The 21,006-nt window shown below is 42.9% G+C and carries 26 protein-coding genes; 24 read left to right on the forward strand and 2 right to left on the reverse strand.

Annotated features, from left to right (window positions below):
- Nucleotides 1–12: 12 nt before the first annotated feature.
- The 16 genes from LCM09_RS08415 to LCM09_RS08490 all read left to right on the forward strand — a co-directional run bounded on the left by LCM09_RS08415 (nt 13) and on the right by LCM09_RS08490 (nt 12,278).
- A complete protein-coding gene (locus LCM09_RS08415; RefSeq protein ID WP_224880579.1) occupies nt 13–1,278 on the forward strand; it encodes a nickel pincer cofactor-dependent isomerase, group 22 in 1,266 nt (421 codons plus the stop codon).
- The gene (locus tag LCM09_RS08420; RefSeq protein ID WP_224880581.1) at nt 1,275–3,014 is read left to right on the forward strand and encodes a dihydroxy-acid dehydratase; all 1,740 of its coding nucleotides are present in this window, start codon (nt 1,275–1,277) and stop codon (nt 3,012–3,014) included. Before LCM09_RS08415 ends, LCM09_RS08420 begins: the two co-directional genes overlap by 4 nt.
- Nucleotides 3,011–3,181: a XapX domain-containing protein gene (locus tag LCM09_RS08425; RefSeq protein WP_224880583.1), complete on the forward strand. Its 171-nt coding sequence runs from the start codon at nt 3,011–3,013 to the stop codon at nt 3,179–3,181. The genes LCM09_RS08420 and LCM09_RS08425 overlap by 4 nt, the downstream gene beginning before the upstream one ends.
- Nucleotides 3,182–3,194: 13 nt before the next feature.
- Entirely contained in the window at nt 3,195–3,962 is a 768-nt protein-coding gene (locus tag LCM09_RS08430; RefSeq protein WP_224880585.1) for an MTAP family purine nucleoside phosphorylase, read from the forward strand.
- Nucleotides 3,963–3,979: 17 nt separating this feature from the next.
- On the forward strand, nt 3,980–4,744 hold the full coding sequence (locus LCM09_RS08435; RefSeq protein ID WP_224880587.1) for an MTAP family purine nucleoside phosphorylase: 765 nt from the start codon (nt 3,980–3,982) through the stop codon (nt 4,742–4,744).
- A 3-nt stretch (nt 4,745–4,747) separates the two neighbouring features.
- Nucleotides 4,748–6,190, forward strand: coding sequence for an amidohydrolase family protein (locus LCM09_RS08440; protein WP_224880588.1), 1,443 nt, complete (start codon nt 4,748–4,750; stop codon nt 6,188–6,190).
- Nucleotides 6,191–6,203: 13 nt separating this feature from the next.
- The gene (locus tag LCM09_RS08445) at nt 6,204–6,815 is read left to right on the forward strand and encodes a class II aldolase/adducin family protein (RefSeq protein ID WP_224880590.1); all 612 of its coding nucleotides are present in this window, start codon (nt 6,204–6,206) and stop codon (nt 6,813–6,815) included.
- Nucleotides 6,816–6,830: 15 nt separating this feature from the next.
- Nucleotides 6,831–7,904 carry an S-methyl-5-thioribose-1-phosphate isomerase gene (gene mtnA / locus LCM09_RS08450; protein ID WP_224882883.1) on the forward strand — a complete coding sequence of 358 codons (1,074 nt, stop codon included), beginning with the start codon at nt 6,831–6,833 and terminating at the stop codon, nt 7,902–7,904.
- A gap of 70 nt (nt 7,905–7,974) precedes the next feature.
- Complete coding sequence (locus LCM09_RS08455) at nt 7,975–8,229, forward strand: hypothetical protein (RefSeq protein WP_224880592.1); 255 nt, start codon at nt 7,975–7,977, stop codon at nt 8,227–8,229.
- Between the two features lie 346 nt (nt 8,230–8,575).
- On the forward strand, nt 8,576–8,842 hold the full coding sequence (locus LCM09_RS08460) for a hypothetical protein (RefSeq protein WP_224880594.1): 267 nt from the start codon (nt 8,576–8,578) through the stop codon (nt 8,840–8,842).
- Nucleotides 8,843–8,970: 128 nt separating this feature from the next.
- Entirely contained in the window at nt 8,971–9,705 is a 735-nt protein-coding gene (locus LCM09_RS08465) for a M48 family metalloprotease (protein WP_224880596.1), read from the forward strand.
- Nucleotides 9,706–9,821: 116 nt separating this feature from the next.
- Nucleotides 9,822–10,022: a helix-turn-helix transcriptional regulator gene (locus LCM09_RS08470; protein WP_318246502.1), complete on the forward strand. Its 201-nt coding sequence runs from the start codon at nt 9,822–9,824 to the stop codon at nt 10,020–10,022.
- A 1-nt stretch (nt 10,023) separates the two neighbouring features.
- Nucleotides 10,024–10,362 (forward strand): hypothetical protein, encoded by a 339-nt coding sequence (locus LCM09_RS08475; RefSeq protein WP_224880600.1) that lies wholly within the window; start codon nt 10,024–10,026, stop codon nt 10,360–10,362.
- A 94-nt stretch (nt 10,363–10,456) separates the two neighbouring features.
- Nucleotides 10,457–10,936 (forward strand): hypothetical protein, encoded by a 480-nt coding sequence (locus tag LCM09_RS08480; RefSeq protein ID WP_224880601.1) that lies wholly within the window; start codon nt 10,457–10,459, stop codon nt 10,934–10,936.
- A 516-nt stretch (nt 10,937–11,452) separates the two neighbouring features.
- The gene (locus tag LCM09_RS08485) at nt 11,453–11,635 is read left to right on the forward strand and encodes a type II toxin-antitoxin system MqsA family antitoxin (RefSeq protein WP_224880603.1); all 183 of its coding nucleotides are present in this window, start codon (nt 11,453–11,455) and stop codon (nt 11,633–11,635) included.
- 160 nt (nt 11,636–11,795) lie between these two features.
- Nucleotides 11,796–12,278, forward strand: a complete 483-nt coding sequence (locus LCM09_RS08490) for a rhomboid family intramembrane serine protease (RefSeq protein WP_224880604.1) — start codon at nt 11,796–11,798, stop codon at nt 12,276–12,278.
- A gap of 854 nt (nt 12,279–13,132) precedes the next feature.
- On the opposite strand, the gene LCM09_RS08495 is transcribed toward LCM09_RS08490, so the two are convergent.
- The gene (locus tag LCM09_RS08495) at nt 13,133–14,365 is read right to left on the reverse strand and encodes an MFS transporter (RefSeq protein ID WP_224880606.1); all 1,233 of its coding nucleotides are present in this window, start codon (nt 14,363–14,365) and stop codon (nt 13,133–13,135) included.
- A gap of 166 nt (nt 14,366–14,531) precedes the next feature.
- Here LCM09_RS08495 and LCM09_RS08500 point away from each other — a divergent pair, with 166 nt between their 5' ends.
- The 7 genes from LCM09_RS08500 to LCM09_RS08530 all read left to right on the forward strand — a co-directional run bounded on the left by LCM09_RS08500 (nt 14,532) and on the right by LCM09_RS08530 (nt 19,017).
- Nucleotides 14,532–14,744, forward strand: a complete 213-nt coding sequence (locus tag LCM09_RS08500; RefSeq protein ID WP_224880608.1) for a hypothetical protein — start codon at nt 14,532–14,534, stop codon at nt 14,742–14,744.
- A 57-nt stretch (nt 14,745–14,801) separates the two neighbouring features.
- Nucleotides 14,802–15,767 (forward strand): phosphotransferase enzyme family protein, encoded by a 966-nt coding sequence (locus tag LCM09_RS08505; protein ID WP_224880610.1) that lies wholly within the window; start codon nt 14,802–14,804, stop codon nt 15,765–15,767.
- A gap of 72 nt (nt 15,768–15,839) precedes the next feature.
- Nucleotides 15,840–16,460, forward strand: coding sequence for a hypothetical protein (locus tag LCM09_RS08510; RefSeq protein ID WP_224880611.1), 621 nt, complete (start codon nt 15,840–15,842; stop codon nt 16,458–16,460).
- 225 nt (nt 16,461–16,685) lie between these two features.
- Nucleotides 16,686–17,549, forward strand: coding sequence for an ABC transporter ATP-binding protein (locus LCM09_RS08515; RefSeq protein WP_224880613.1), 864 nt, complete (start codon nt 16,686–16,688; stop codon nt 17,547–17,549).
- Nucleotides 17,546–18,265 (forward strand): hypothetical protein, encoded by a 720-nt coding sequence (locus LCM09_RS08520; RefSeq protein WP_224880616.1) that lies wholly within the window; start codon nt 17,546–17,548, stop codon nt 18,263–18,265. Before LCM09_RS08515 ends, LCM09_RS08520 begins: the two co-directional genes overlap by 4 nt.
- 14 nt (nt 18,266–18,279) lie before the next feature.
- Nucleotides 18,280–18,816, forward strand: coding sequence for a DUF6773 family protein (locus LCM09_RS08525; protein ID WP_224880618.1), 537 nt, complete (start codon nt 18,280–18,282; stop codon nt 18,814–18,816).
- A gap of 6 nt (nt 18,817–18,822) precedes the next feature.
- Nucleotides 18,823–19,017, forward strand: a complete 195-nt coding sequence (locus tag LCM09_RS08530; RefSeq protein ID WP_224880620.1) for a helix-turn-helix transcriptional regulator — start codon at nt 18,823–18,825, stop codon at nt 19,015–19,017.
- 135 nt (nt 19,018–19,152) lie between these two features.
- On the opposite strand, the gene LCM09_RS08535 is transcribed toward LCM09_RS08530, so the two are convergent.
- Entirely contained in the window at nt 19,153–19,824 is a 672-nt protein-coding gene (locus LCM09_RS08535) for a 5'-methylthioadenosine/S-adenosylhomocysteine nucleosidase family protein (RefSeq protein WP_224880622.1), read from the reverse strand.
- A gap of 329 nt (nt 19,825–20,153) precedes the next feature.
- Between LCM09_RS08535 and LCM09_RS08540 the strand changes: the two genes are divergently transcribed.
- Complete coding sequence (locus tag LCM09_RS08540) at nt 20,154–20,891, forward strand: PAS domain-containing protein (RefSeq protein ID WP_224880624.1); 738 nt, start codon at nt 20,154–20,156, stop codon at nt 20,889–20,891.
- Nucleotides 20,892–21,006 lie beyond the last annotated feature (115 nt).

The following is a 21,006-nucleotide window of genomic DNA, read 5'->3' on the forward strand; positions in this document are numbered from 1 at the left end:
AAAGGAGAATGCATGATGAGATATCCACAGATGGTAAAAGTGAAACAGCGTTTTCCTTCAGAGAAAATCGAAAACATCGCGCAACATCTGACTGAGGAGCTTAAGAATAAGCTCCCAGCTGTTCAGAGCGGCGATAAGATCGCGATTACTGTAGGGAGTCGTGGGATCTCCAATCGCGTCAGCATTGTCAAAACGGTCGTCGATTATTTGAAAGGTCATGACGCAAAACCTTTTATCATCGGTGCGATGGGTAGTCATGGCGGTGGGACGCCTGAAGGGCAGATGGATGTGCTTGAAAGCCTCGGATTTACAGAGGAGGCGATTGGGTGTCCCGTCCGCACTTCTTCAACAGTTGTTGAGGTAGGAACAACAGAAAGTGGATTCACTCTTTATTGTGATGAGTCAGCATGGAAATCTGATGGCATCATCGTGCTGAATCGGGTGAAGTTACATACCGCATTCCGCGGTCCGAATGAGAGCGGGTTATTGAAGATGATCACGGTTGGTCTTGGAAAAGCAATGGGTGCGAATCAGCTGCACCGGCAGGGACCACCGAACATGTCGAAGACGGTTCAAGAAGTCGGAATCGGCATGATCGACACCGGAAAAATACTTGCTGGAATCGCGATCGTTGAGAACAGCTATGATGAAACCGCGCATCTCGAGGTGATTCGGTCAGAGTCGATTCTTGAACGAGAGCGGGAGCTCCTGCTTCGTTCGAGAGAGTACTTCCCTATGATCCCAGTCGATCACTTAGATGTGTTGGTTATAAAAAAGATGGGCAAGAATTTCAGCGGAACAGGAATGGATACGAACGTTCTCGGTAGGACCAAGATCTTTGGGGTGCCGGAGCCCGCGACGCCTTCGTTTAAACGGATCGGGGTTCTTGATCTCGATGATTCCTCACACGGAAACGCGACAGGAATTGGACTAGCAGATCTCACAACAGAGCGGTTGTTTCAAAAGGTCGATCGGCAGAAAACGTATTTGAACTGTTTGACGAGTACGTACGTTCAGCGAGCGATGATTCCGATGGTACTCGATACGGATCAAGAGCTTGTGAAGACGGCGATTGATAGTTTGGCAGTTGACGATCCATCATCGTTACGTGTTGCCATCATTGAAAACACGCTCGATCTTGAAACGCTGTACCTTTCACAGAATGTGATAGAGGAAGCAGGAGAGAAAATAGACATTGTATCAGACCCAGAACCGATCCCTTTTACAAAGGACGGAGAGCTTAACTATTTCAAAGAAAGCGCAGGTGGAGACAATTGACGAAGTCACAAACTTCTTACGGAGATGCTGGATTCAGTGAATTTATTCGAATGGCGTTCAGTCGTCATCTTGGCCATGACAAGGAAGATTATAACAAGCCGGTGATCGGGATTTGTAATACGTTCAGTGAGATCAACCGCTGTCATAGTCATGTGAAGCCGATGGTGGAAGCGATCAAACGTGGTGTCATCATGGAAGGTGGTACGCCGCTCGAGTTTCCGACGATCTCAGTCGGTGAGATGTTCACGAGTCCGACGACGATGCTGTACCGTAATCTCGTTGCGATGGATACAGAGGAGATGATCACAGCGCAACCGATCGACGGAACCGTTATGATCGGTGGTTGTGACAAGATGGCTCCAGCACAGCTCATGGGTGCTGCGAGTGCTGACAAACCTGCGCTTCTCTTTACAGGTGGACCGATGAACAACGGCCACTATAAAGGAAGAACATTAGGCGCATGCTCTGATTGCCGTTTCTTCTGGCAGGAATACAAAGCAGGCACTGTCGATGAAGAAGAAATCGGCGAGATCAATGAGCGTCTTGCACCAACGGCAGGTCACTGTATGGTGATGGGCTCTGCGAGTACGATCGCAGCGTGTGCGGAAGCGATGGGGATGATGCTTCCTGGAGGAGCTGCAACACCGGCAACTGAAAATGAGCGGATGCGTCTCGCCCAGGAAACAGGTCGTGCGATCGTTCGCCTAGTAAAAGCGGGGATCAAACCATCTGACATCATGACGAAGGAAGCGTTCCATAATGCGATCAAAACGCTGATGGCTGTTGGCGGATCGACGAACGCGGTGATCCACTTGATCGCGATCGCAAGACGACTAGGTATCGAAATTACGCTCGCTGACTTTGAAGCACATAGCAGAACGACACCGTTTCTTGCGAACATGAGACCAGCAGGGAAGTACCAGATGCAAGATCTGTACTATGCGGGCGGCATTCCTGCCGTGTTGAAAGAGCTCGCACCGATTCTTCATACAGACGAACTAACGGGTACTGGGAAAACGCTCGGTGAGAACTTAGCGAATGTTGAGATCGACGAGGTGTACCGTGACATTATCCGCCCGCTCGATGATCCACTACATAAAGAAGGTGGCATTGCGGTATTGAAGGGGAATCTAGCGCCAAACGGGGCGATCATCAAGCCGAAAGCTGCAACAGAGGAGCTTCTGAAGCATAAAGGAAAAGCGGTTGTCTTTACCTCGCTTGACGATATGGCTGAGCGCATAAATGACCCAGATCTTGATGTGACGCCTGAAAGTGTACTTGTGCTGCAAAACGCAGGACCTGTCGGAGCACCAGGAATGCCAGAAGCAGGCATGATTCCGATTCCGGACAAACTTCTAAAACAGGGTGTTCGAGATATGGTGCGCTTATCTGATTGTCGTATGAGTGGCACAGCGTTCGGAACCGTTCTCTTACACGTTGCGCCTGAAGCTGCTGTTGGAGGACCGATCGGTTTGATCGAAGACGGCGATTGGATCGAACTTGATGTTGATACTAGAAAGCTAGAGTTACTCGTTTCGGAAGAAGAGCTTGCGGAAAGAAAGAGTCGCTGGACGCCACCTGTGTTTGAAAATTACAACCGTGGCTATCCGCTTCTATACCGTCGTAGTGTGCTGCAAGCTGATGAAGGGTGCGATTTCGATTTCATGCTTCCGGTGCCAGACATTAAGAACCAAGAGGAGAAAAAGGAATCCGTGTCAGGAGCTAGCTCTAGATGAAGGAAATTCTACTAGCTCTTTTAGCCGGCGTGTTGATCGGTATCATCTTCAAAGTGATTCGCCTTCCGATCCCTGCCCCACCTGTTCTTGCAGGTGTGGTGGCGATCTTCGGGGTATGGCTTGGCGCTTATGGATTAACCTTTTTGATGGAGAAATTAACGAATTAAGGGGGAAGATCGAGTGAAAGTTGGATTAATCGGAGGAACAGGCTTTTATGACTTATTTGGGTCGCTTGAAGACATCGTGGTGGCAACACCTTATGGAGATGTGACGCTGTTCAAAGGCGAGCACGGGGATAAAGAAGTTTATTTTCTTCCAAGACATGGTACGACGCACGGCGTATTAGCACCTGACGTGAACTATCGAGCGAATATGATAGCATTGAAAATGGTAGGTGTCGAACGAGTTCTGGCTGTTTCAGCTGTGGGATCGGTCAACCCAGACATTCAGGTTGGAGCGGTTTCTCTGCTCGATCAATTCGTCGATATGACGAAAAGAAGGCAGCAAACGTACGGCGAATTTTCAGCCGATATGACGGAGCCATTCTGTAATGAGATGAAAGCTTCGATCCAGGGTGCTGCGAGAACGCTCGGGTTGTGTATGCATGAAGACGTTACGCTTGTCGGGGTAGACGGACCGATCTATGAAACGCGTCATGAACTGCAGCTTTTCCGTTCATGGGGCATGGATGTTGTCGGCATGACGAATACGACGGAAGCGGCGCTCGCACGGGAGCTCGGTCTTTGCTTTTCTGTTATCACACTTTCGACTGATATGGCGACTGGATTTGCCGAGAAGCCTCCGAATCTCGAAACGCACCGAAAAGTGGCAGAAGAAAACAAAGGGAAGATGAAGGATCTTGTGTTGCAAACACTGAGTGACCTTGAACGAAATCAGGATTGTGAGTGTACTGTGCCATATCAAAACGCGAGGTTGGCAATTAAATAAAAGGAGGTTCTTCATAAATGAAGATCGGAATCATAGGTGGAACTGGATTTTATAATCTACTCGATGGTATGCAAGAGAAAACGGTTAGTACAGAGTATGGAGATGTAACAGTTTTTCAATCGGTCTATGAAGGAAAAGAAGTGACGTTCCTCCCGAGGCATGGGAAGCATCATGATACGCTCGCGCCGTTCGTGAACTACCGTGCGAACATGCTGGCGTTAAAAGAGTTAGGAATCGAGCGCGTTCTCGCATTCTCAGCAGTAGGTGCGATCAATCCTGATATTGGCGTCGGAAGCTTATCGCTCCTCGATCAATTCGTTGATTTCACAACGCGTCCGAAAACGTACGGCAAGTTCTCCGTCGATATTACAGAGCCGTTTTGTCCAGAGCTACAGAGTGCGTACCGAAAATCGGCCGTTGCGATCGATGAGCCCCTTCGTGAAGACACAAAGCTCATCTGTGTCGATGGTCCGAGGTATGAGACGAAAGCAGAAATTCAGCTCTACGGGGCATGGGGGATGGATGTTGTTGGGATGACGAACGCGACAGAAGCATCGCTCGCACGAGAGCTTGGCATCTGCTATGCGGTCGTGACCCTCGCGACGAACATGGCACCAGGCGTCACCGAGACAAAACCATCGTTAAAAGCGCACAAAGCGGTTAGTGAAAGCAAGCGTGAGAAAGTGAAAGAATTGATGCTAGAAGCGATCAAAGCTGCAGGTGTAAGAGAAAGCTGTTCATGTCCTGAAGCGTACGAGCGTGCTACGGTCGCGAATTCGTAATCGATGCCTCATAAAACACTTATCAAACAGCCGTTCATCGTCTCGAATATTCTTTCGTTCGGAAACCAAAAAGGGTCCGTGTTCATCGAAGGAAATCGAATCACCCACATGATAAGAGAGCATGATACGTGTTTGCTAGAAGAGCTGAGTCACCTAGCTGATGACGTCATCGAAGCTGAGAACGACATCCTCATTCCAGGAATGGTAAATAGTCATTACCATTCCTATACGAATGTATTGAAAGGAACAGTGAACAAACTCCCACTTGAGCTCTGGACACTCTATACAGTAGCGTACGGACACGCGCTTGAAGAGGAAGATGTGTACCTTTCCGCATTAGTAGGGTGTATCGAAATGATGAAGGCTGGTGTCACGAGCTGTGTTGATCATTTTCCTCATATCGGGAAGTCGGAAGCGGCTCTCTCGGCATATGAAGAATCAGGTATGAGGGTTGCGTTTGCACCGATGATGCATGATGTCCCGGATGAGGAATTCTTTGAAGTGTATCTACCAGATTCGCTCAGGAGCAAGTCAAAAGGTGCATCACCAGCTGAGATGAAGCGCTTTTATCGATCACTTCTATCAACCTATCATAAACGAGATGGAAGAATGGAGATTCAACTCGGTCCAAATGCACCTCAACGGTGTTCACCTGAGATGCTCGATGTTTGTAGGGATTTAAGCGAAACGGAAGGACTTCGCGTTCATACGCATCTATTGGAAACAAAGGCGCAACGTTTACAGGGGGACCTTACATTTGAGGATGGCGTTATCGGCCACCTTGATCGAGCGGGTTTAATCAATGAGCAACTATCCGTCGCGCATGCGGTGTGGTTAACTCCTTCAGAAATCGAGCTTTTACAAGATAGTGGTGTCACGTCCGTTCATAATCCAGCTAGTAATCTCGTACTTGGAAGTGGTATCGCTCCGATTCATGCACTTAAAAAAGGTGAGGTGGCGCTTGGAACGGATGGTTCGAACTGCGGGACGAATCAGAATCTGTTCGAAGCGATGCGATTGACTGCATTGATCCATCGTGTGAATCAAGACTATAGCTTCTGGCTCGGTGCGGAAGATGTGTTCCGGATGGGGACGACGTCAGGTGCACGAGTGCTAGGTAAAGAAAATGAGCTTGGGAGAATCGTAGAAAACGATCTAGCGGATCTCGTGTTACTAAATGAAAAGACAAGCTTGTTGTCTCCACTTAACGATTCGATCTCACAGCTTGTTTATCAAGAGAATGGTTCATCCGTGAAATCGGTCATGGTCAATGGGCGATGGACGGTGAAAGAAGGGAAGCTCCTCACAATCGATGAAGAGAAGGTTCTTAGAAAAGTGAGCGAACGACGCGAGGCAATGATGAATCGGTGTCGGGAACCGTTAGTTCGCGCAAATCAATTGAGACCCTATTTCGAAGAGGTCATATCAAATTACAATTTCCAGTGAGAGGGGTTCACATATGAATGAGATGCTGATGAAGAAGGAACTCGCTTATATTTCTCATAAAGTCTATGGACGCGGATTAACGCAGGCAACAGGCGGAAATATCAGTGTACGCGTACCAGAGCGAGATGCGATTTTGATCAAGCGGTCTGGTGTGAGTCTTGAAGAAGTTACTGCTGAAGATGCGCTATTGATTTCGATGGATGGCGAGGTGATCGAAGGATTCGGCACGCCTTCGAAAGAGTTTCGGTTTCACCTTGGTATCTATCAAACACGCCCCGATGTAAATGCTGTCGTTCACTGCCATCCAAACTATTCGATTGGATACGCCTGCTTGGAGAGGGAGCTACCATTACCTACAGTAACGGCAAGGAAAATTCTCGAACATGTTCCTGTAGCGGGGACGGCCCCATCTGGCTCACTAGAGTTAGCTGAGAACGTGACGCGTGTATTCGAGACGTATCCCGCAATCAAAGCTTGTCTAATGGAAGAACACGGCATCTGTGCCGTTGGAGATTCACTTGAAAAAGCGTATAACATCGCGACGCTTGTAGAAGATACCGCAAAGCAATCGTTCATCTTCGAACAGTTGAAAGCGATGCGACCTGCAGCCGTTACAAATTTTTAAAAAAGGGTGAGCGATATGCAACGAATAGAAGAGTTAGTTCGATCGTTTCAAGAACAAGAGCTCCTTTTACCAGTCTGGTTCGAAAATGAAAAACTTCACTTCATCGATCAGAAGAAGCTTCCGTTCGAATCGGATGTGTCTTCCACCAAGGACGTGAACGAGCTCGCGTTAGCGGTCAAGAATATGACCATTCGTGGCTCTGGAGCGATCGGAACGTGCGGGGCGTGGGGAATCTATCTTGCGGCGCTACAATCGAATGGTGATCTCAAGACGATCTTGAATGCAGGAACGCTGTTGAAACAAACGCGTCCAACGGCTGTGAACTTGATGAAAACCGTTGATGAAATGCTTTCTGTCGCGAAGGAAGAGGGGGAAGATCTCATCGACCGGGTCGAGCAGAAAACCGTTGAGATTCTCGAAAGACAGTTAGCTTTTGAGCACGAGCTAGGGCGCAATGGTGCTGAGATGATCGAGGATGGCGACGCGATTCTGACGCACTGTCATTCAGGTGCACTTGCAGGTTCAGGCTATGGTGGGAGAGCATTGTCTGTCATTCGAAAAGCTCATGAACAAGGGAAGAGTATTCATGTGTATACATGCGAAACGCGCCCTTATTTACAGGGAGCGAGAATCACTGCATATGAACTGAAGAAATTCGGAATCCCTCATACGCTCATCACGGATAATATGTCTGGCTATTTGATGAGTCAAGGGAAAGTACAGAAGGTTGTGGTGGGATCTGATCGCGTTGCAGGGAACGGTGACTTAGCGAATAAAATCGGAACGTACATGCATGCACTAGCTGCAAAAGCAAACGGTGTTCCATTTTATACAGCGACTTCAAGCCATACGATCGATCATGATGTAGAAGCTGGTCGCGATATCGAAGTCGAGTTTCGCGACGCTTCAGAAGTCACTTCGTTCCAAAATCGACCGATTGCGCCAGAAGGCACACACGCACTATACCCATCTTTCGATATTACGCCGAACGACCTGATCGCAGGCATCATTACGGAAAAAGGCGTTATGGTCGCTCCTTATACATCCACGCTACAAAACCTGCGGGCAACTGCCGGATCTCGAGTCTAGTCACACGCCCAAACCCCCCACCATCCCAATACATAGACTATTGTGTAGGAATGACAGAGGGGGGCTTTTGTTGTATAACGCGTATGGAAGACCCGTGTATCATACTGGTCATAGCGGTTATTACCCTGGCGGTGTGTATCATCATGGTCACGGCACTTATGTACCTGGTTATGGTTATCACCATGGTCAAGGCACGTATGCACCGGGTTACGGCTACCATCATGGTCAAGGTGGGTATGCTCCTGGATACGGGTATCATCACGGGCACAGTGGCTACTATCCGGGATATGGTTATCATCATGGACATGGAACGGTGTATCGATAGGGAAGTAGGAATCATGGGGAGTGCTCATGGTTCTTTTTTGTTGTGGGTTAATGAAGGGGGAGGGGGAATTTTTCGGTTTCGCTGATATATTTTCGATATCGCTGATAAAATTGATTTTTCGCTGATAAACAGTGTGAAATCGCCGATATATCTCATTTTTCGCCGATATAATGAAAATATCGCTGATATCCGTTCCTAAGAGTCCTACGTCCCCCCTACTATATGGGTTTCACATGAAAAGGAACTCAACTGAAAAGGGGTCAAACGTCACAACCTTGTCAAACTTCTTTCCCGAGAGTCCTGCTATACTTAGGATAGAAGTCATGATTAGGAAAGAGGGAATGTTATGAGTACAGAAGCACAGTCCAAACTATTAGTTTCATTAAGTATTGTACAGGTGGTTCTCGCTACCTCCATTCTCTTCCTACCGGTGATGTACCTGATGTACCCTGAACAGGAGAGTCTGTTGCTTGGAAGCTTGATCATATTCGGCGCATTGAATATGCTAGCTGGCTTATCAAATAGAATTAAAGGAGAGAACCGCTCAGGTTTGTTCTTTTCGATCGCAGGCGTCGTAATTCTAGCAACAGGTGCAAGTCTATTACTCTTTTAAAAGATGCTCATATATGTGGAACTTCTTGATTTTACAAGAAGTTCCTTTTTTTATGATGGTAAACAAGATGAAAATGATATGATGGTTAGGTGAATGTCTGGCGACTATTTTATGAAGGAGTCTATTGGATGAAAGCTTTACAAATCATATCAAGTATCAGTTTCATACTGCTAACTCTACTGAAGTTTAATGTCTTTATGATTAATGTAGATAATAACATCGTCCATTATCTATTCAATGCTAGCGTAATGTTAATGATCTTTAGCGTTATTTTTCCACTTGTCTCTTATGCGAAGTTGAAGAATGCGAATGTTGAGGAAGAAAGGGTCCTGAATCAGATTCTTAAGAAAATCGACCCAACTAGCACGACGCGCATCTTTGTTTCAACGAAAACGTTAAAGAATAACGCCGCAGCACTTTATCGAAAGAACAACATGGTGATTGTGGTTGGAGAAAAGCTTTTACACACTTTAGACGAAAAGCAGCTGACATTTCTGATCGCGCATGAATACTTCCATATAAAAAAGAATCATCTTATGAAAAATGTGTTCTCGTTTATCTTCGTATTGTCAGGGGTTCCGATTGCTTTGTTGATCACAACGCCAATCATTGGCGCAGCAGTGCCAATTGTACCTCTACTAATTTTTGCAGTGGTTATCTATATCTCGTTTTTCATCCTGCATTTTGTCTTTTCAAGACGGCGAGAATTTCAGGCAGATCAGTTCGCACGATCGTTTGTTGAACCAACTGATGCGAGGGAAACGCTAACGAAATTAAAAGAAAATAAGCTGGTGGATGAGAAAAGTTTTAGTTTACTTGCTACACATCCTTCGATTGAAAAGAGAATAAGCAACGTGAATTAATTCGACAGGTACCAGGTACCTGTCGAATTTTTGTGTCAAAAGGTTTTGACACATCGTTGGGATTATATTACAGTAAGACTGTAAAGAGTATTTGACATATGTGTGGGGTGATGAATGTGGAAAACAATATTAAAGTGCTCCGCCAGAAACGGAAGCTATCACAGAAAGATCTCGCAACTGCTTGTGCTGTTTCACGTCAAACGATCAATGCGATTGAGAACAATAAGTATGATCCGACGCTACATCTTGCGTTTGAATTGGCTTCTGTTCTTGAAACCCCGTTAGAGGAGTTATTTAACTACAATAGGAGTGAATGAGATGCAGTTATTGGTTCAAGGAGTAGTGGTTGTTATCTGGATTTTCTTAGCAGGATTTCTAACTGGCAAACATGACTATCCATTCGGTAAAAATGATGATGAACGAAAGCGTGAAATCAAGAAGCGTTCGATCACACAGAGCTGGTTAACGGTTTTGCTGTTCTTGATGATTAACTTTCTTTATGGGTTCTTTAATCTACGTGAGGGAGTAGCGGAGTTAAGCAACACGAGCTTGGAGCTATTCTACATAGGGATCGCGATTTTATCGTACATAATGTTTTATGGGATTAATTCGAAGAAGATGAGTGCGTGGGTAGTGAGTAATAGAATAGGCATCTAAACTTAATGGACGGATGCAGCGAACAAGGTAGGTTACGTAAATGGAGTTTGCGAAGCTTAATTATGAGTATTTCGAGCGGAAGAGGAAGAAAAGAATGACAGCTATTTTGTTAATCATCTTTCTCCCATTTGTTGTTTCTATGTTTTTTTTGCATAATTTTTGGTGGTTCGTCGTGTTTATTGTAAGCATGCAGTTATTTTTTTTGTTTCTTGGTTTAGTTGCAATCTTTCTTAGAAGACAAAATCTATATACAAACGTATCTCCTTTAAAGCTTCTTTTCTCTCGGATCGTCTGTATCTGTATGGCAATCGGAGTGCTGTCTTTTGGAGGACCTTTGTCCATAAATCTCCTTAAGGATGCACCAATGCACTATCGTGGGAATTACCTACCGATTATCGGTAAAGCACGTCTCGAAACTAGGAATGTCCGCGGTGGAAAATCGCAAAGCCTTGAAATCAATGATACAAAATATATTAGTTTTTACATATTGGATGAAAAGTATAATGGTAGATTCATAGAAGTTCATTACTTGCCACATTCGAAATATGTGGTTGATATTTGGACCAGAAATTAGAGGCCATGCATGAATAAGTAATCCGTTGAAAGAGGCTTAACCTGATTAAGCTTCTTTTTATTTTGGAATGAATGTTTGCTGCTACTCCATCTCCTCTATTAAGTAGTGATTTGAAAGTTCCCGTCACACTACCAACAACCTTCTTGATCAGGTTGGATAAAAAAACAAATATTCCAAATAATTGAAACTATTTCATCCTAACATACGTAAATAAGATAAGAAGAAAAATACGAAGATGTGAAAGGGAGATACAAACATGGAGATCTACATTCTAGTATTATTTACAGGAGCTTTTCTTTATGTAGCTAAAAAAGTAGGAGAAAAGGACAACCAGCATATAGAACACTAAAAGTAGAATTGACCATGCTATTCAAACTTCATTAAGCTCTGGTCGTAGTTTATATAAAAAGGGCTTTATTCAACAATACCTTATCAATCAAAACGTATCCTACTTTCGGATCTATTCTCTTATACAGAAGACTAGCAGACCAAAGTAGGTATTAGGAGGATTAAGTTATGAAAAGGAAATGCCCAGAATGTGGTGGAGAAGAATTTGATAAAGGGACAGACCATATGCCTATAAGACCGATGAACAAAAAGTTTTCAATGAAAGCGTTACAAAAGGTTTATACTTTTTGTTTGGGGTGTGGTGAGATCGTTTCTACAAAAGTTGAGAAGCCCACTAAACTTAATAACTAAATTACTTTTATCCAATGAGGTTGAGATAGTAATAAGATTAAGAGCAGTGGGTTTAAAAGGGTCCTGAGGCATTAAAGAAAGGTTGTTGTACGTTTTGTCCATGTTCTATTCTTCACCAGTAACTGTAGTGTTAGCTATAGCGTATATCCTTATCTATGTATTGGATAAATTGCTTTTGAAAAACAAGCTTGCTGATATCGGGGTTGGCAAGAGTTTTGATCATATGACTAAGGGAGAATGGTATCGGCTTTTTACTGCTCCTTTTTTCCATATAAATCTCTTTCATTTGATGGGGAATGCTTTTGGCATTTATTTTGTAGGATTCGTGCTGGAACATAAAATTGGAAGTGGTTTGTTTTTACTTATATACATGGTTGGGAACCTATGCGTTTCGTTATTGTTTTCTAGCTATTCTTCATTTACTAGCGGAAAAGGTGCTTCACCAGGTATATTTGCGCTAATCGGTTGTTTTCTTTATCTATTTACACAAACACCTGATTTATTTAATTTCCAATTTGGAAATTGGACTACAAATTATATATTTTTCTATGCTGTTTTAGGGAATTTCATAGGTGTACAGGGGGCTATTTCTCATGTGCTAGGCTTTATATTTGGCATGGTTATGAGTTTTTTTCTATTATAAGGTGGTTTATACGGGGTTAGAAAAAGTATACTCTCTATATTGTTTAAGGCAGTTTTTTGAGAGACTTGAATACGAGATAACTTGGTAACAAAATACCCTTTGTGGTGATGTTCATCGTTTTCATTGGAGGTTAGTATTAGTGGTGAAGCAAGGTTTAGGAATATCTATGGTCATATTAGGGGCGATTGTCATGATTATAAACATATCTTTTCTTAAAACGAATGACTATTATGATATTATACGTGGACTATCCTTTATCATGTTTATGGTAGGAATATTTCTGATTCCTAGTTACTCAAAGTCAAAAAACAACATATGATTTAAGCTTTTGGGATAGTGAGTATCATTCTTTTTTGTTGGTTTAATAATCAATTTGGATAATAATTTATTTTGTGTAGCGTTTTTTAGTTCGTGTTCAAGAAGAGAAAAAGATTCCTTAATTTAAGTATAGACTCAACCTGAATTCAGGGCAAAATTCCCCAAAGCATTTTGTACTCAGTAATCATTTCTTATTATACTTTTTATTTAAGTAGAATACCTGCAAATAAGTCGACAAGGTAATAGCGATAAATAGTGGTACCTTGCTTGAAGGGCCGATGTCCAAGAATTGATCAAACAACATCATTATTAAGTAAACGACAATAGGCACGCCTATTATTTTTAAAACTGTGATTACAGTCATCGTATCACTCCTATATAGGGATCTGACCCTTAAGGTAAGAAACCCAAACTTGATGTGATTCCTAATTTGACCTCTTATTTACTTGCAAATCAAATGATCACGATTGCGAGTTTTTCTTATAAGGGAGCTTATCAACAGAATAAGCCTCCCTTTTTGATATGCAATTATTTCTTCATTTCATACTCTCTCCTAAGGCATGATAGCTAGATCGTTTCGAAACTCTCTTCTTCGTAAACAGCATAAGTAACGGCACAATGAGAATGAGCAAGCTCACGACGCCTCCCCAGCCGAAGTTATCCCAGAGAATCCCTACTCCTGAACTGCCAGCTGCTACGCCTGCATAATAACTAATGAGATAAAAACTTGAAGCACTGCTCTTATGGTGCTCTGCTGTGCTTGCAACAGACGCAGACGCCATGGAGTGAGCGATGAAAAAGCCTGCGCAAATCGCACTAAGCCCGATTAGGACGAATGTGAAAGTGTTAAATAGCGTGAGGGTAGTACCTCCTGCAAGAATAAATAAACCGGCAATCATCGTACGGCGAAGACCAATCCCGGAAGAAATTCTCCCTGCAATGGGAGGAGAGACAACACCCAGAATGTAAGCGAAATAAGTGAATGAAATCCATTTTAACGATAGAGAAAAGGGCTCTTGCTCTAAATAGAAGGGCAAGTATGTCCAAACCCCTGTGAAAATGACTTGAATGAGGAACCCGAGCGTAAATAGCGAAAGCAGTCTTGCGTCCGTCAAATGTAGAAGCATTCCTCTAATGTCTTTCACAATATTCCCATTTCCTGGCTTGAAGAAGCGAGAAGCGGGAAGGAGGCTGAAGAAAAGAATGACAGCTACGATTGCAAATGATGCTAGGACAAGGAAACTTACCTCCCAGCTGTACAAATCCGTCAGATACCCGGTAGCAACTCGTCCCCCAAGCCCTCCCATCGCGTTACTTGCAATGAAGATACTCGTGGCAACTCCAACACTTGAGGGATCCACTTCATCCGCAAGATATCCCATGGCCGCTGCTGGAATGCCCGCCAGAAAAAAGCCTTGGATGCAACGAATCACAATCAGTAATAGAAAAGACTCTGCAAACGGCATAACGAGCAAGGTCATGACGACCAATACTAATGAGATCTTCATGATAGCCGTTCTTCCATACCGATCTGAGATAAATCCTAGAACGAGAAGTCCTGGAATCATTGACATAACAGGCGTTGACATCAGTAAGCTAGACGTCGTCGCTGTGAGGTTGAATTCATTCGCAAAAACGGGAAGCAAAGGTTGAAACGCATATAGTGCTGAAAAAATAAGTAATGCCCCGAAGCCAAGACTAATAGCCGCTCGCCAAAAACCTGAATCTCTCACTATATATGGGGTGTTGGCAACTTGTTGTTTGTTCATCCTATCAGCACCTTTTTGCCTACTTTTAGATTTACTTTATTAATAAAATGGTAGCAACTGTCATTATAACGATTGAGGTTCTATTCAGCCAGGATTCTGATTTTTCTATTAACGATTGCGGGACGGCCGTTATTTTGAAATAATTGGTATCGTGGAGGGAGCGTTGTTGAGAAATGTAGTTCGCCAAGCAATCTACTTCGTAGTGACTCTCTTTATCTTTCTTTTTCTTTGGAGAGTCGTAGGTTGGTTATGGGAATTGTATGTACCATTTAACTATAAAACAGATTTTATTGGCTTACTCTTTGTCTTACCAGTGATGGTTGGGTGCTCTTTTTTGCTTGCGAGCCTTATGGTGAGGGTGTTCAGTGATAAAGGGTGACTTTTGCTACTTACTGTTTTCAAGAGTTCCAAACTAGTAGATTCTTAGAAGGGAAGAATGACTTTGGTAGAGACGATACGTGAAAGACTTAATGAGGTTTATCCTATTGAAGTAACCAATGTTGAAGCCGTCACAAATGAGATGTACCGGTGTAAGGCTGAAGAAGAAACGTATTATGCTAGAATTACGAACTACAAGACGTTAGATGAGCAGGCCGAAGAGGTTCGCTATACTGAATTTTTACGAAATGAAGGGCTCGGCACATCGCCAGCGATCGCTTCTTTGAACGGGAACGTTGTGGAAAAGATCTCGCTCCCGGAGAAGGACGTGCTAACCGTCCTCTATGAAGCAGCGCCTGGACGACACCTGCCTCGAAGTGAATGGAATGCAGATGTATTAAAAGAGGTAGGGCGGGAGATTGGTAAATTGCATCGCGCTTCTAAGAAGTTTGAAAAGACTCATCCTATTCAGCACATCAACGACTGGCATGAAAGCGGAGAGTATGACTTTCTCACATACATTCCTGAAGAGGAACAAGCGATTCGAGCGATTGCTGAGGAGGTTCATTCGACGATAAGGAACTTACCGAAAACGGATGGAAATTATGGGCTGCTTCACGGCGATCTCTGGTTAGAAAACATCCTTGTTGATGATGATCGGAGGATGACGATGATCGATTTCCAAGATTGTGAGAAACATTTTTATATTTTCGATTTAGCCGTTCCGATTTATAGTGCGATCGAGTATTCATTTCCAGGCGGTGGCAACATCGTGGACTATGGTCGTGAGGTTACTAAAGCAATTATCGAAGGGTACGAAGAGGAAAATGACCTATCAGCAGAAATGGTTGAGAAACTCCCGTTATTCATCAAGCTAAAAGAACTCTTTGAATACAGCTTAATGCACATGTACTGGGATAAAGAGAAGCTTACTGAAGAACAGATGAGAATTATGAATCATTTTAGAATGAGGATAGAACGAAATCATTCAATGATTGAGGAAAAATGGTTAACACGAACGTAAATGACACGGAAGATGCAACAAATACGTAATAGAAGAGAGAACCCGATTAAACGATAGGAAGGGAGTACCTAGATGAAATTGCGATCGAACCGATTAGGAAGTGTGTTAACGAAGTTTCTATGGGCTGATATCGTACTTACCTCAATTCTAATGATAAATGTTTTCATAGCGCAAGTGGTGGGTGTTGGTGACTCTTTCATCAATTATGATGCTGTTGTCGCACTTGTTTTAGGCGTGAATGTACTGATCTATACAATCATTTATCTCGTCTGGCTTCACAAAGTACATAATGATTTGCGAGAAATGGATTCCTCGTATCCGATAACACCAGGTGGTGCGCTCGCGCGAGTGATGGTCCCGTTTTACAATCTATATGGGCTTTGGAATGTGTATGCAACGATGGCAACTCATTTTAAGGAGAGCGCATCATCACATGAAGCAGGGAAAAAGCTCGCGATCTACACGCCGATCTATTATTTTCTTTATTTGATTACAGGATTCATGAACTCATACATAAGCTTTCAGTCAGACTATGATCCATTTAGTTTCATTTGGCTTCTTACTTATATAGGGGATGCTGCGCTAGTGATTTCTTATATCCTAATCATTAAAGTCGTGACTACTGGTTTGATGAATTTATCGGAACAGTATATGAAAAGTGACAATGAAGATCAAGCTAGTTCTTCATTTTGAACCAACGATACTCATTGAAGAATAATCAAATGACGTAGAAGAGCTTGAAGCGGCACAAATGCCCTGCAAGCTCTTTTTTTTATTTAAATCATCGCGGGTTATATGGGTTTATTTGTAATTATAAGTATTATACTAATCTAAATGACATATATATGTTGCAAAAAGACATTCTTATTATATAATGGAAAAAGAAGGTTATTCATTTACAAATTGTGGGGTGGAGAAATGAGTATCGAAATGAAGCGTCTTTCGAAATCGTTCAAGAAAGGCGAGCTTGCACTATCAAAGGTTGATTTTACGATGCAAAGAGGCGAGGTTGTTGGATTGGTTGGTCCGAACGGGGCGGGGAAGACGACGCTGATGAAAATACTGTCTGGGATTATTGTGAAGTACGACGGTGAGTTAAGTATGGGTGATCAAGCTAAGGTTGGGAGTTTAATAGAGAAACCGAAGTTCTTTCCGAATAGGAGTGGGTTGTACAACATCAACTACTTTAGCGCACTGTATGGAGCGAGTAACAAGCAGATGGATGACATCATCGAGTCGCTTGGAATGGCTTCTTATTTGAAAAAGAAGGTGAAGCATTATTCGCTTGGGATGAAGCAGCGGCTTGGTATTGCGCTTGCACTCATTTCGAACCCGGACTATCTTATTCTAGATGAACCGACGAACGGCATGGATCCTGATGGGATACGGAATATACTTCAGTATGTAAGGGAGCTTGTTAAGGAACGAAACATTGGCGTGCTGATTTCTAGTCACATTCTAGAAGATGTGGAGAACATTAGTGACCGCGTGTATGTGATCAAAGATGGGGCATTCGTGAATCAGTATAGTCGTGACCGTGAGCATGAACAGGTAATCAGCCTTGCTTTTTCAGAGGATGAGGTCCATAAAGCGTTCAGCATGCTTGGTAATGAAGAGAGCATCAAAAAACAGCAGAATGTGATTTCCTTCATCTACGATGGAGACATGAAGCCGATTTTGCAGCACTTAGGTCAAGAGGAGATCTACCCAACAGATGTGAAGTCAAAGAGAGCAACGTTAGAAGACTTTTACTTTGAACAGATGAGAGGAGAAGCGAAATGAATTTTGGCAAATATCTCACACTGGAGCTTAAACGAAACGTCCTAAGTCTACCTTTATTTCTAGCGATTGGTCTTTCGCTTATGTTAGGTGGCGGCATCGTCTATTCGATTTATCAGATGGATGGGCCCTTTCGTCCGGAAAATGTAACTGGGTTGTACTCCATGATCGCGACAGTTGCACTAGGGGTCTACTGTGCAAAGCTCGTTATCATAGACCTTCATTACGGAACAATCTACTTGCTGTTCACGTCAGCACGAGACAGACTAAAGTTCCTTGTATCAAGAGTAATCGTCACCTCGGCCGTATCGGTCATGTTTGGAATCGGTTGTGGTGCTCTTCTTTACGTAAATTATTTTCTTAACGACCAGGCGTTTTCATGGGGAGATGTTGGCTCAGCGGTTTTCCATTATGTACTGTTTGGGGTGTTCTTCACACTTTTCTTTCTCGTGATTTCGATGTTCTACCAGAAGACGATGAACCTTTTCGTTCTTTCGGTCGTGACGATTCTTGTGTTACCAGGCATCCTCGGGATTGTTTTACAGGTCGATGCAGTACCAGCATTCATAAAAGACTTCGTAACCTATCTTCCGTTATATAGCTTGCCGAACGATCTACCGTTTCTAGCTATGGAGAGTCTCGATATAGTTGTCGTCACACTCGTCAGCCTCGGCTTTTTCGCATTTGCGTATTATCGGTTACCAAAAACAGACTACTAACAGGAGGGAAAGTAATGAAACTTTTTTCAAAGCGAAAAGTGTTGGATGAGCGCATAGCTGGGCTTCAAAACGGCATTTTTCGAGAACTTTATTCAATCACCGTTGGGCTTTGTGGGCTGTCGATCTTTCATGAACAGTTCTTTGGGGATTCAAGTTTGGAGAATCTCTGGCTTGAGCTCTTGATCATCATTGGGGGAGGAGTTTATTATCTCGTACGCTCGTCGATGCTTGGGATTTTCACAGATGAGGTCGAGATGCATGATCGTTCGAGTAAGTGGAAGATGAGTACGAAGAATATTGTGATCAGCGTGCTCGTAGGACTGGGAGGTTCGTTATCGATTGCGACGATCAATTCGCTGCGATTCGGTGAAACGCGAGGAGAGACGATCGAGTTCTTCTTCATGATTTTCTTTACATGCATCATCTTTTATATTCCTTTCTTATTTGCAATTCTCGTCCTTCCTTACGCATTTGCGAAGTACCGAAGCGATAAGGTGAATAAGAACGAGTTGGGGGAGATGGACGATGATGATGAACAGGATGTGCGGTGATCGACGTTGAAGAATAAAAAACTAAAGATGGCGCGAGTAGAGCACGACCTATCGCAGCAGGAGCTTGCGAAAAAGGTTGGTGTGTCGAGGCAAACGATTGGCTTGATCGAACTCGGGAAATATAATCCAACACTTCAACTATGTTTAGCGATTTGTAAGGCTCTTGGAAAGACGCTCGATGAGTTGTTTTGGGAGGAGTAGTTTTGAGATGAGCATGGTGTTTGTAATGAACAATCTGGTTCGTACCAAGCAGAAAGACGCAGAGGCTTTAGGATCCTCTGCGTTTTTTTATTTATTGAACTGTTCTTCAACTAACGCCTCTACCTTTACATGTAGTTATATAAATCTTGTTAAATAATCGCCAAATATTTTGTTCATAACTTTTGGTGTGTTTTCTATATAAACATTCATTTGTTCAATGTTTGATTCGACCTTATCAGCGTTTCGTTCATCTGTTGGGAAATCAGATATTCCTTTAATGATAATACATTCAACATCATTCTTCTTACAGATATAAGCAATTGCACCTGCTTCAGTATCGGCGATTGTGATGTCGTTTTCTTTAAGTTCTAAATAGTCCTTCCACATAACGACTGCTTTATCAGCGGTACCAATTGTTCCAGTATAAAAATCATTTCCATATTTCGATAAATCAATATCGACTATGAAGGATTGTTTTATAAGAGGCTCGGTTTCTTTTACGGTGCAATCATATTGAACGGCTTTATCCGGTACAAAAATATCCAAATTACCGAAAGTATCATCTATCCCTGCACATGTTCCAGCAACGATTACTTTCGTTAAATGGAAGTTAGAAATCATATATTGATTACCACCGACACCATTTACTTTTCTTACACCTGTACTATAAAAAACTAACTCGGTTCCATTCATTGTTCTTATGAAATATTCCCCATAAGGATAACCGAAACGTTCATGATCTTTTATGTCGAAATATTCCAATGTCGCTTCAAATTCCCACTTCGTTGCTATACTTATTCCTATCATCGACTTATCCCCTAGAATTATGATTTGTCACGATTGATTGTCTATACATGGTCTACATTTATATTTTATCGTTATCAACATTTCGTCATTAATATGGAAATATCCTTTTTTACTAACCTGCCTCACTACGTCGGGAATCCTCGTTCTTTCTTGTTCTTAGCTTTCAAAAACGTTTCTACTATTAACCGATCAAAGATTTATAGTCAAGTAATATATATATAAAAGGTAAAATGGCGAACGGTGCCGAATTTATTAGGTAATAGATCACGATTTTTAGAAAAGGTAGGGAATTAAGGAAAGCATAACTCGTGCAGTGAAGGGGGAATGGAATGGATATGAACGGGCTTTCTCGTGCTATTCTAGATAAACTTTCATACGGTGTTTTAGCAATCGACAATGACTATCGAATCACGTTACTTAACAAAGCGGGAGCAGATTTACTCGAACTATCACCAGACGAAGTGTTGGGGGAAAACATGTATGAGGTTTTCGAAGGCGCTCCTGAGGAGGTTCGGCACGTAGAAAGGACTGTTAAGACGCATAAAGAATATTTCGTTGATGTGATGCCCTATCATTACGGAAAATACGAAAAGTACCTCTCCATTCAAACGAGACTTCTCCGAGAAAGTGATACAGTGGTTGGTGCGTTTGTTGAGTTCACGGACGTTAGTAATCTTTATAAGAAACAGCTGCAGCTCGTGAGTCGAGTCGAAAGCTTGTCAGTGAACGTTATTCCTCTCAGTGAAGGCGTTGCGGTGCTCCCCCTCCAATCCACGATGGACGAATTTGAATTTAATCACATCATTGATAAAGGTGTTGAAAGAGTTTCGGAGCTCAGGGTCAATGAGCTGATTATCGACCTTTCCGCCATCGGGAATATTGACCCAGTTCTGCTCGCAAATATTCAAAAGCTCGTGAACACCATCTCGATTATTGGAACGAACGTGATGATCACGGGTATTCGTCCTTCAGTAGCAATAGAATGGACAAAATCAAATGAAGGGAACATTCAAGCACGATTTTATTCGAACCTTGGAGTGGCACTAAAAGATGTGTTCTACACATAAAGAATTGGGTTACTGACTTTGATAGTAGTCAGGCTGATTACGAATGAACACGTAGGATTAACCTGCTGAAAGTGAGCTTATCATTAATTGGGGTAGGCTTTTTTATATGTCATAC

The organism is Guptibacillus algicola (assembly GCF_020171805.1).
GTDB classification, from domain to species: domain Bacteria; phylum Bacillota; class Bacilli; order Bacillales; family Guptibacillaceae; genus Guptibacillus; species Guptibacillus algicola.

Excerpts from the sequence above, each read along its gene's own strand:
- LCM09_RS08485 (WP_224880603.1), top strand. The coding sequence starts at position 11,453 with ATGAAAAGGAAATGCCCAGAATGTGGTGGAGAAGAATTTGATAAAGGG.
- LCM09_RS08435 (WP_224880587.1), top strand. The coding sequence starts at position 3,980 with ATGAAGATCGGAATCATAGGTGGAACTGGATTTTATAATCTACTCGAT.
- LCM09_RS08525 (WP_224880618.1), top strand. The coding sequence starts at position 18,280 with ATGAAACTTTTTTCAAAGCGAAAAGTGTTGGATGAGCGCATAGCTGGG.
- LCM09_RS08425 (WP_224880583.1), top strand. The coding sequence starts at position 3,011 with ATGAAGGAAATTCTACTAGCTCTTTTAGCCGGCGTGTTGATCGGTATC.
- mtnA (WP_224882883.1), top strand. The coding sequence starts at position 6,831 with ATGCAACGAATAGAAGAGTTAGTTCGATCGTTTCAAGAACAAGAGCTC.
- LCM09_RS08440 (WP_224880588.1), top strand. The coding sequence starts at position 4,748 with ATGCCTCATAAAACACTTATCAAACAGCCGTTCATCGTCTCGAATATT.
- LCM09_RS08480 (WP_224880601.1), top strand. The coding sequence starts at position 10,457 with ATGACAGCTATTTTGTTAATCATCTTTCTCCCATTTGTTGTTTCTATG.
- LCM09_RS08505 (WP_224880610.1), top strand. The coding sequence starts at position 14,802 with ATGACTTTGGTAGAGACGATACGTGAAAGACTTAATGAGGTTTATCCT.
- LCM09_RS08495 (WP_224880606.1), bottom strand. The coding sequence starts at position 14,365 with ATGAACAAACAACAAGTTGCCAACACCCCATATATAGTGAGAGATTCA.
- LCM09_RS08515 (WP_224880613.1), top strand. The coding sequence starts at position 16,686 with ATGAGTATCGAAATGAAGCGTCTTTCGAAATCGTTCAAGAAAGGCGAG.
- LCM09_RS08475 (WP_224880600.1), top strand. The coding sequence starts at position 10,024 with ATGCAGTTATTGGTTCAAGGAGTAGTGGTTGTTATCTGGATTTTCTTA.
- LCM09_RS08510 (WP_224880611.1), top strand. The coding sequence starts at position 15,840 with ATGAAATTGCGATCGAACCGATTAGGAAGTGTGTTAACGAAGTTTCTA.
- LCM09_RS08465 (WP_224880596.1), top strand. The coding sequence starts at position 8,971 with ATGAAAGCTTTACAAATCATATCAAGTATCAGTTTCATACTGCTAACT.
- LCM09_RS08415 (WP_224880579.1), top strand. The coding sequence starts at position 13 with ATGATGAGATATCCACAGATGGTAAAAGTGAAACAGCGTTTTCCTTCA.
- LCM09_RS08460 (WP_224880594.1), top strand. The coding sequence starts at position 8,576 with ATGAGTACAGAAGCACAGTCCAAACTATTAGTTTCATTAAGTATTGTA.
- LCM09_RS08445 (WP_224880590.1), top strand. The coding sequence starts at position 6,204 with ATGAATGAGATGCTGATGAAGAAGGAACTCGCTTATATTTCTCATAAA.
- LCM09_RS08535 (WP_224880622.1), bottom strand. The coding sequence starts at position 19,824 with ATGATAGGAATAAGTATAGCAACGAAGTGGGAATTTGAAGCGACATTG.
- LCM09_RS08520 (WP_224880616.1), top strand. The coding sequence starts at position 17,546 with ATGAATTTTGGCAAATATCTCACACTGGAGCTTAAACGAAACGTCCTA.
- LCM09_RS08540 (WP_224880624.1), top strand. The coding sequence starts at position 20,154 with ATGGATATGAACGGGCTTTCTCGTGCTATTCTAGATAAACTTTCATAC.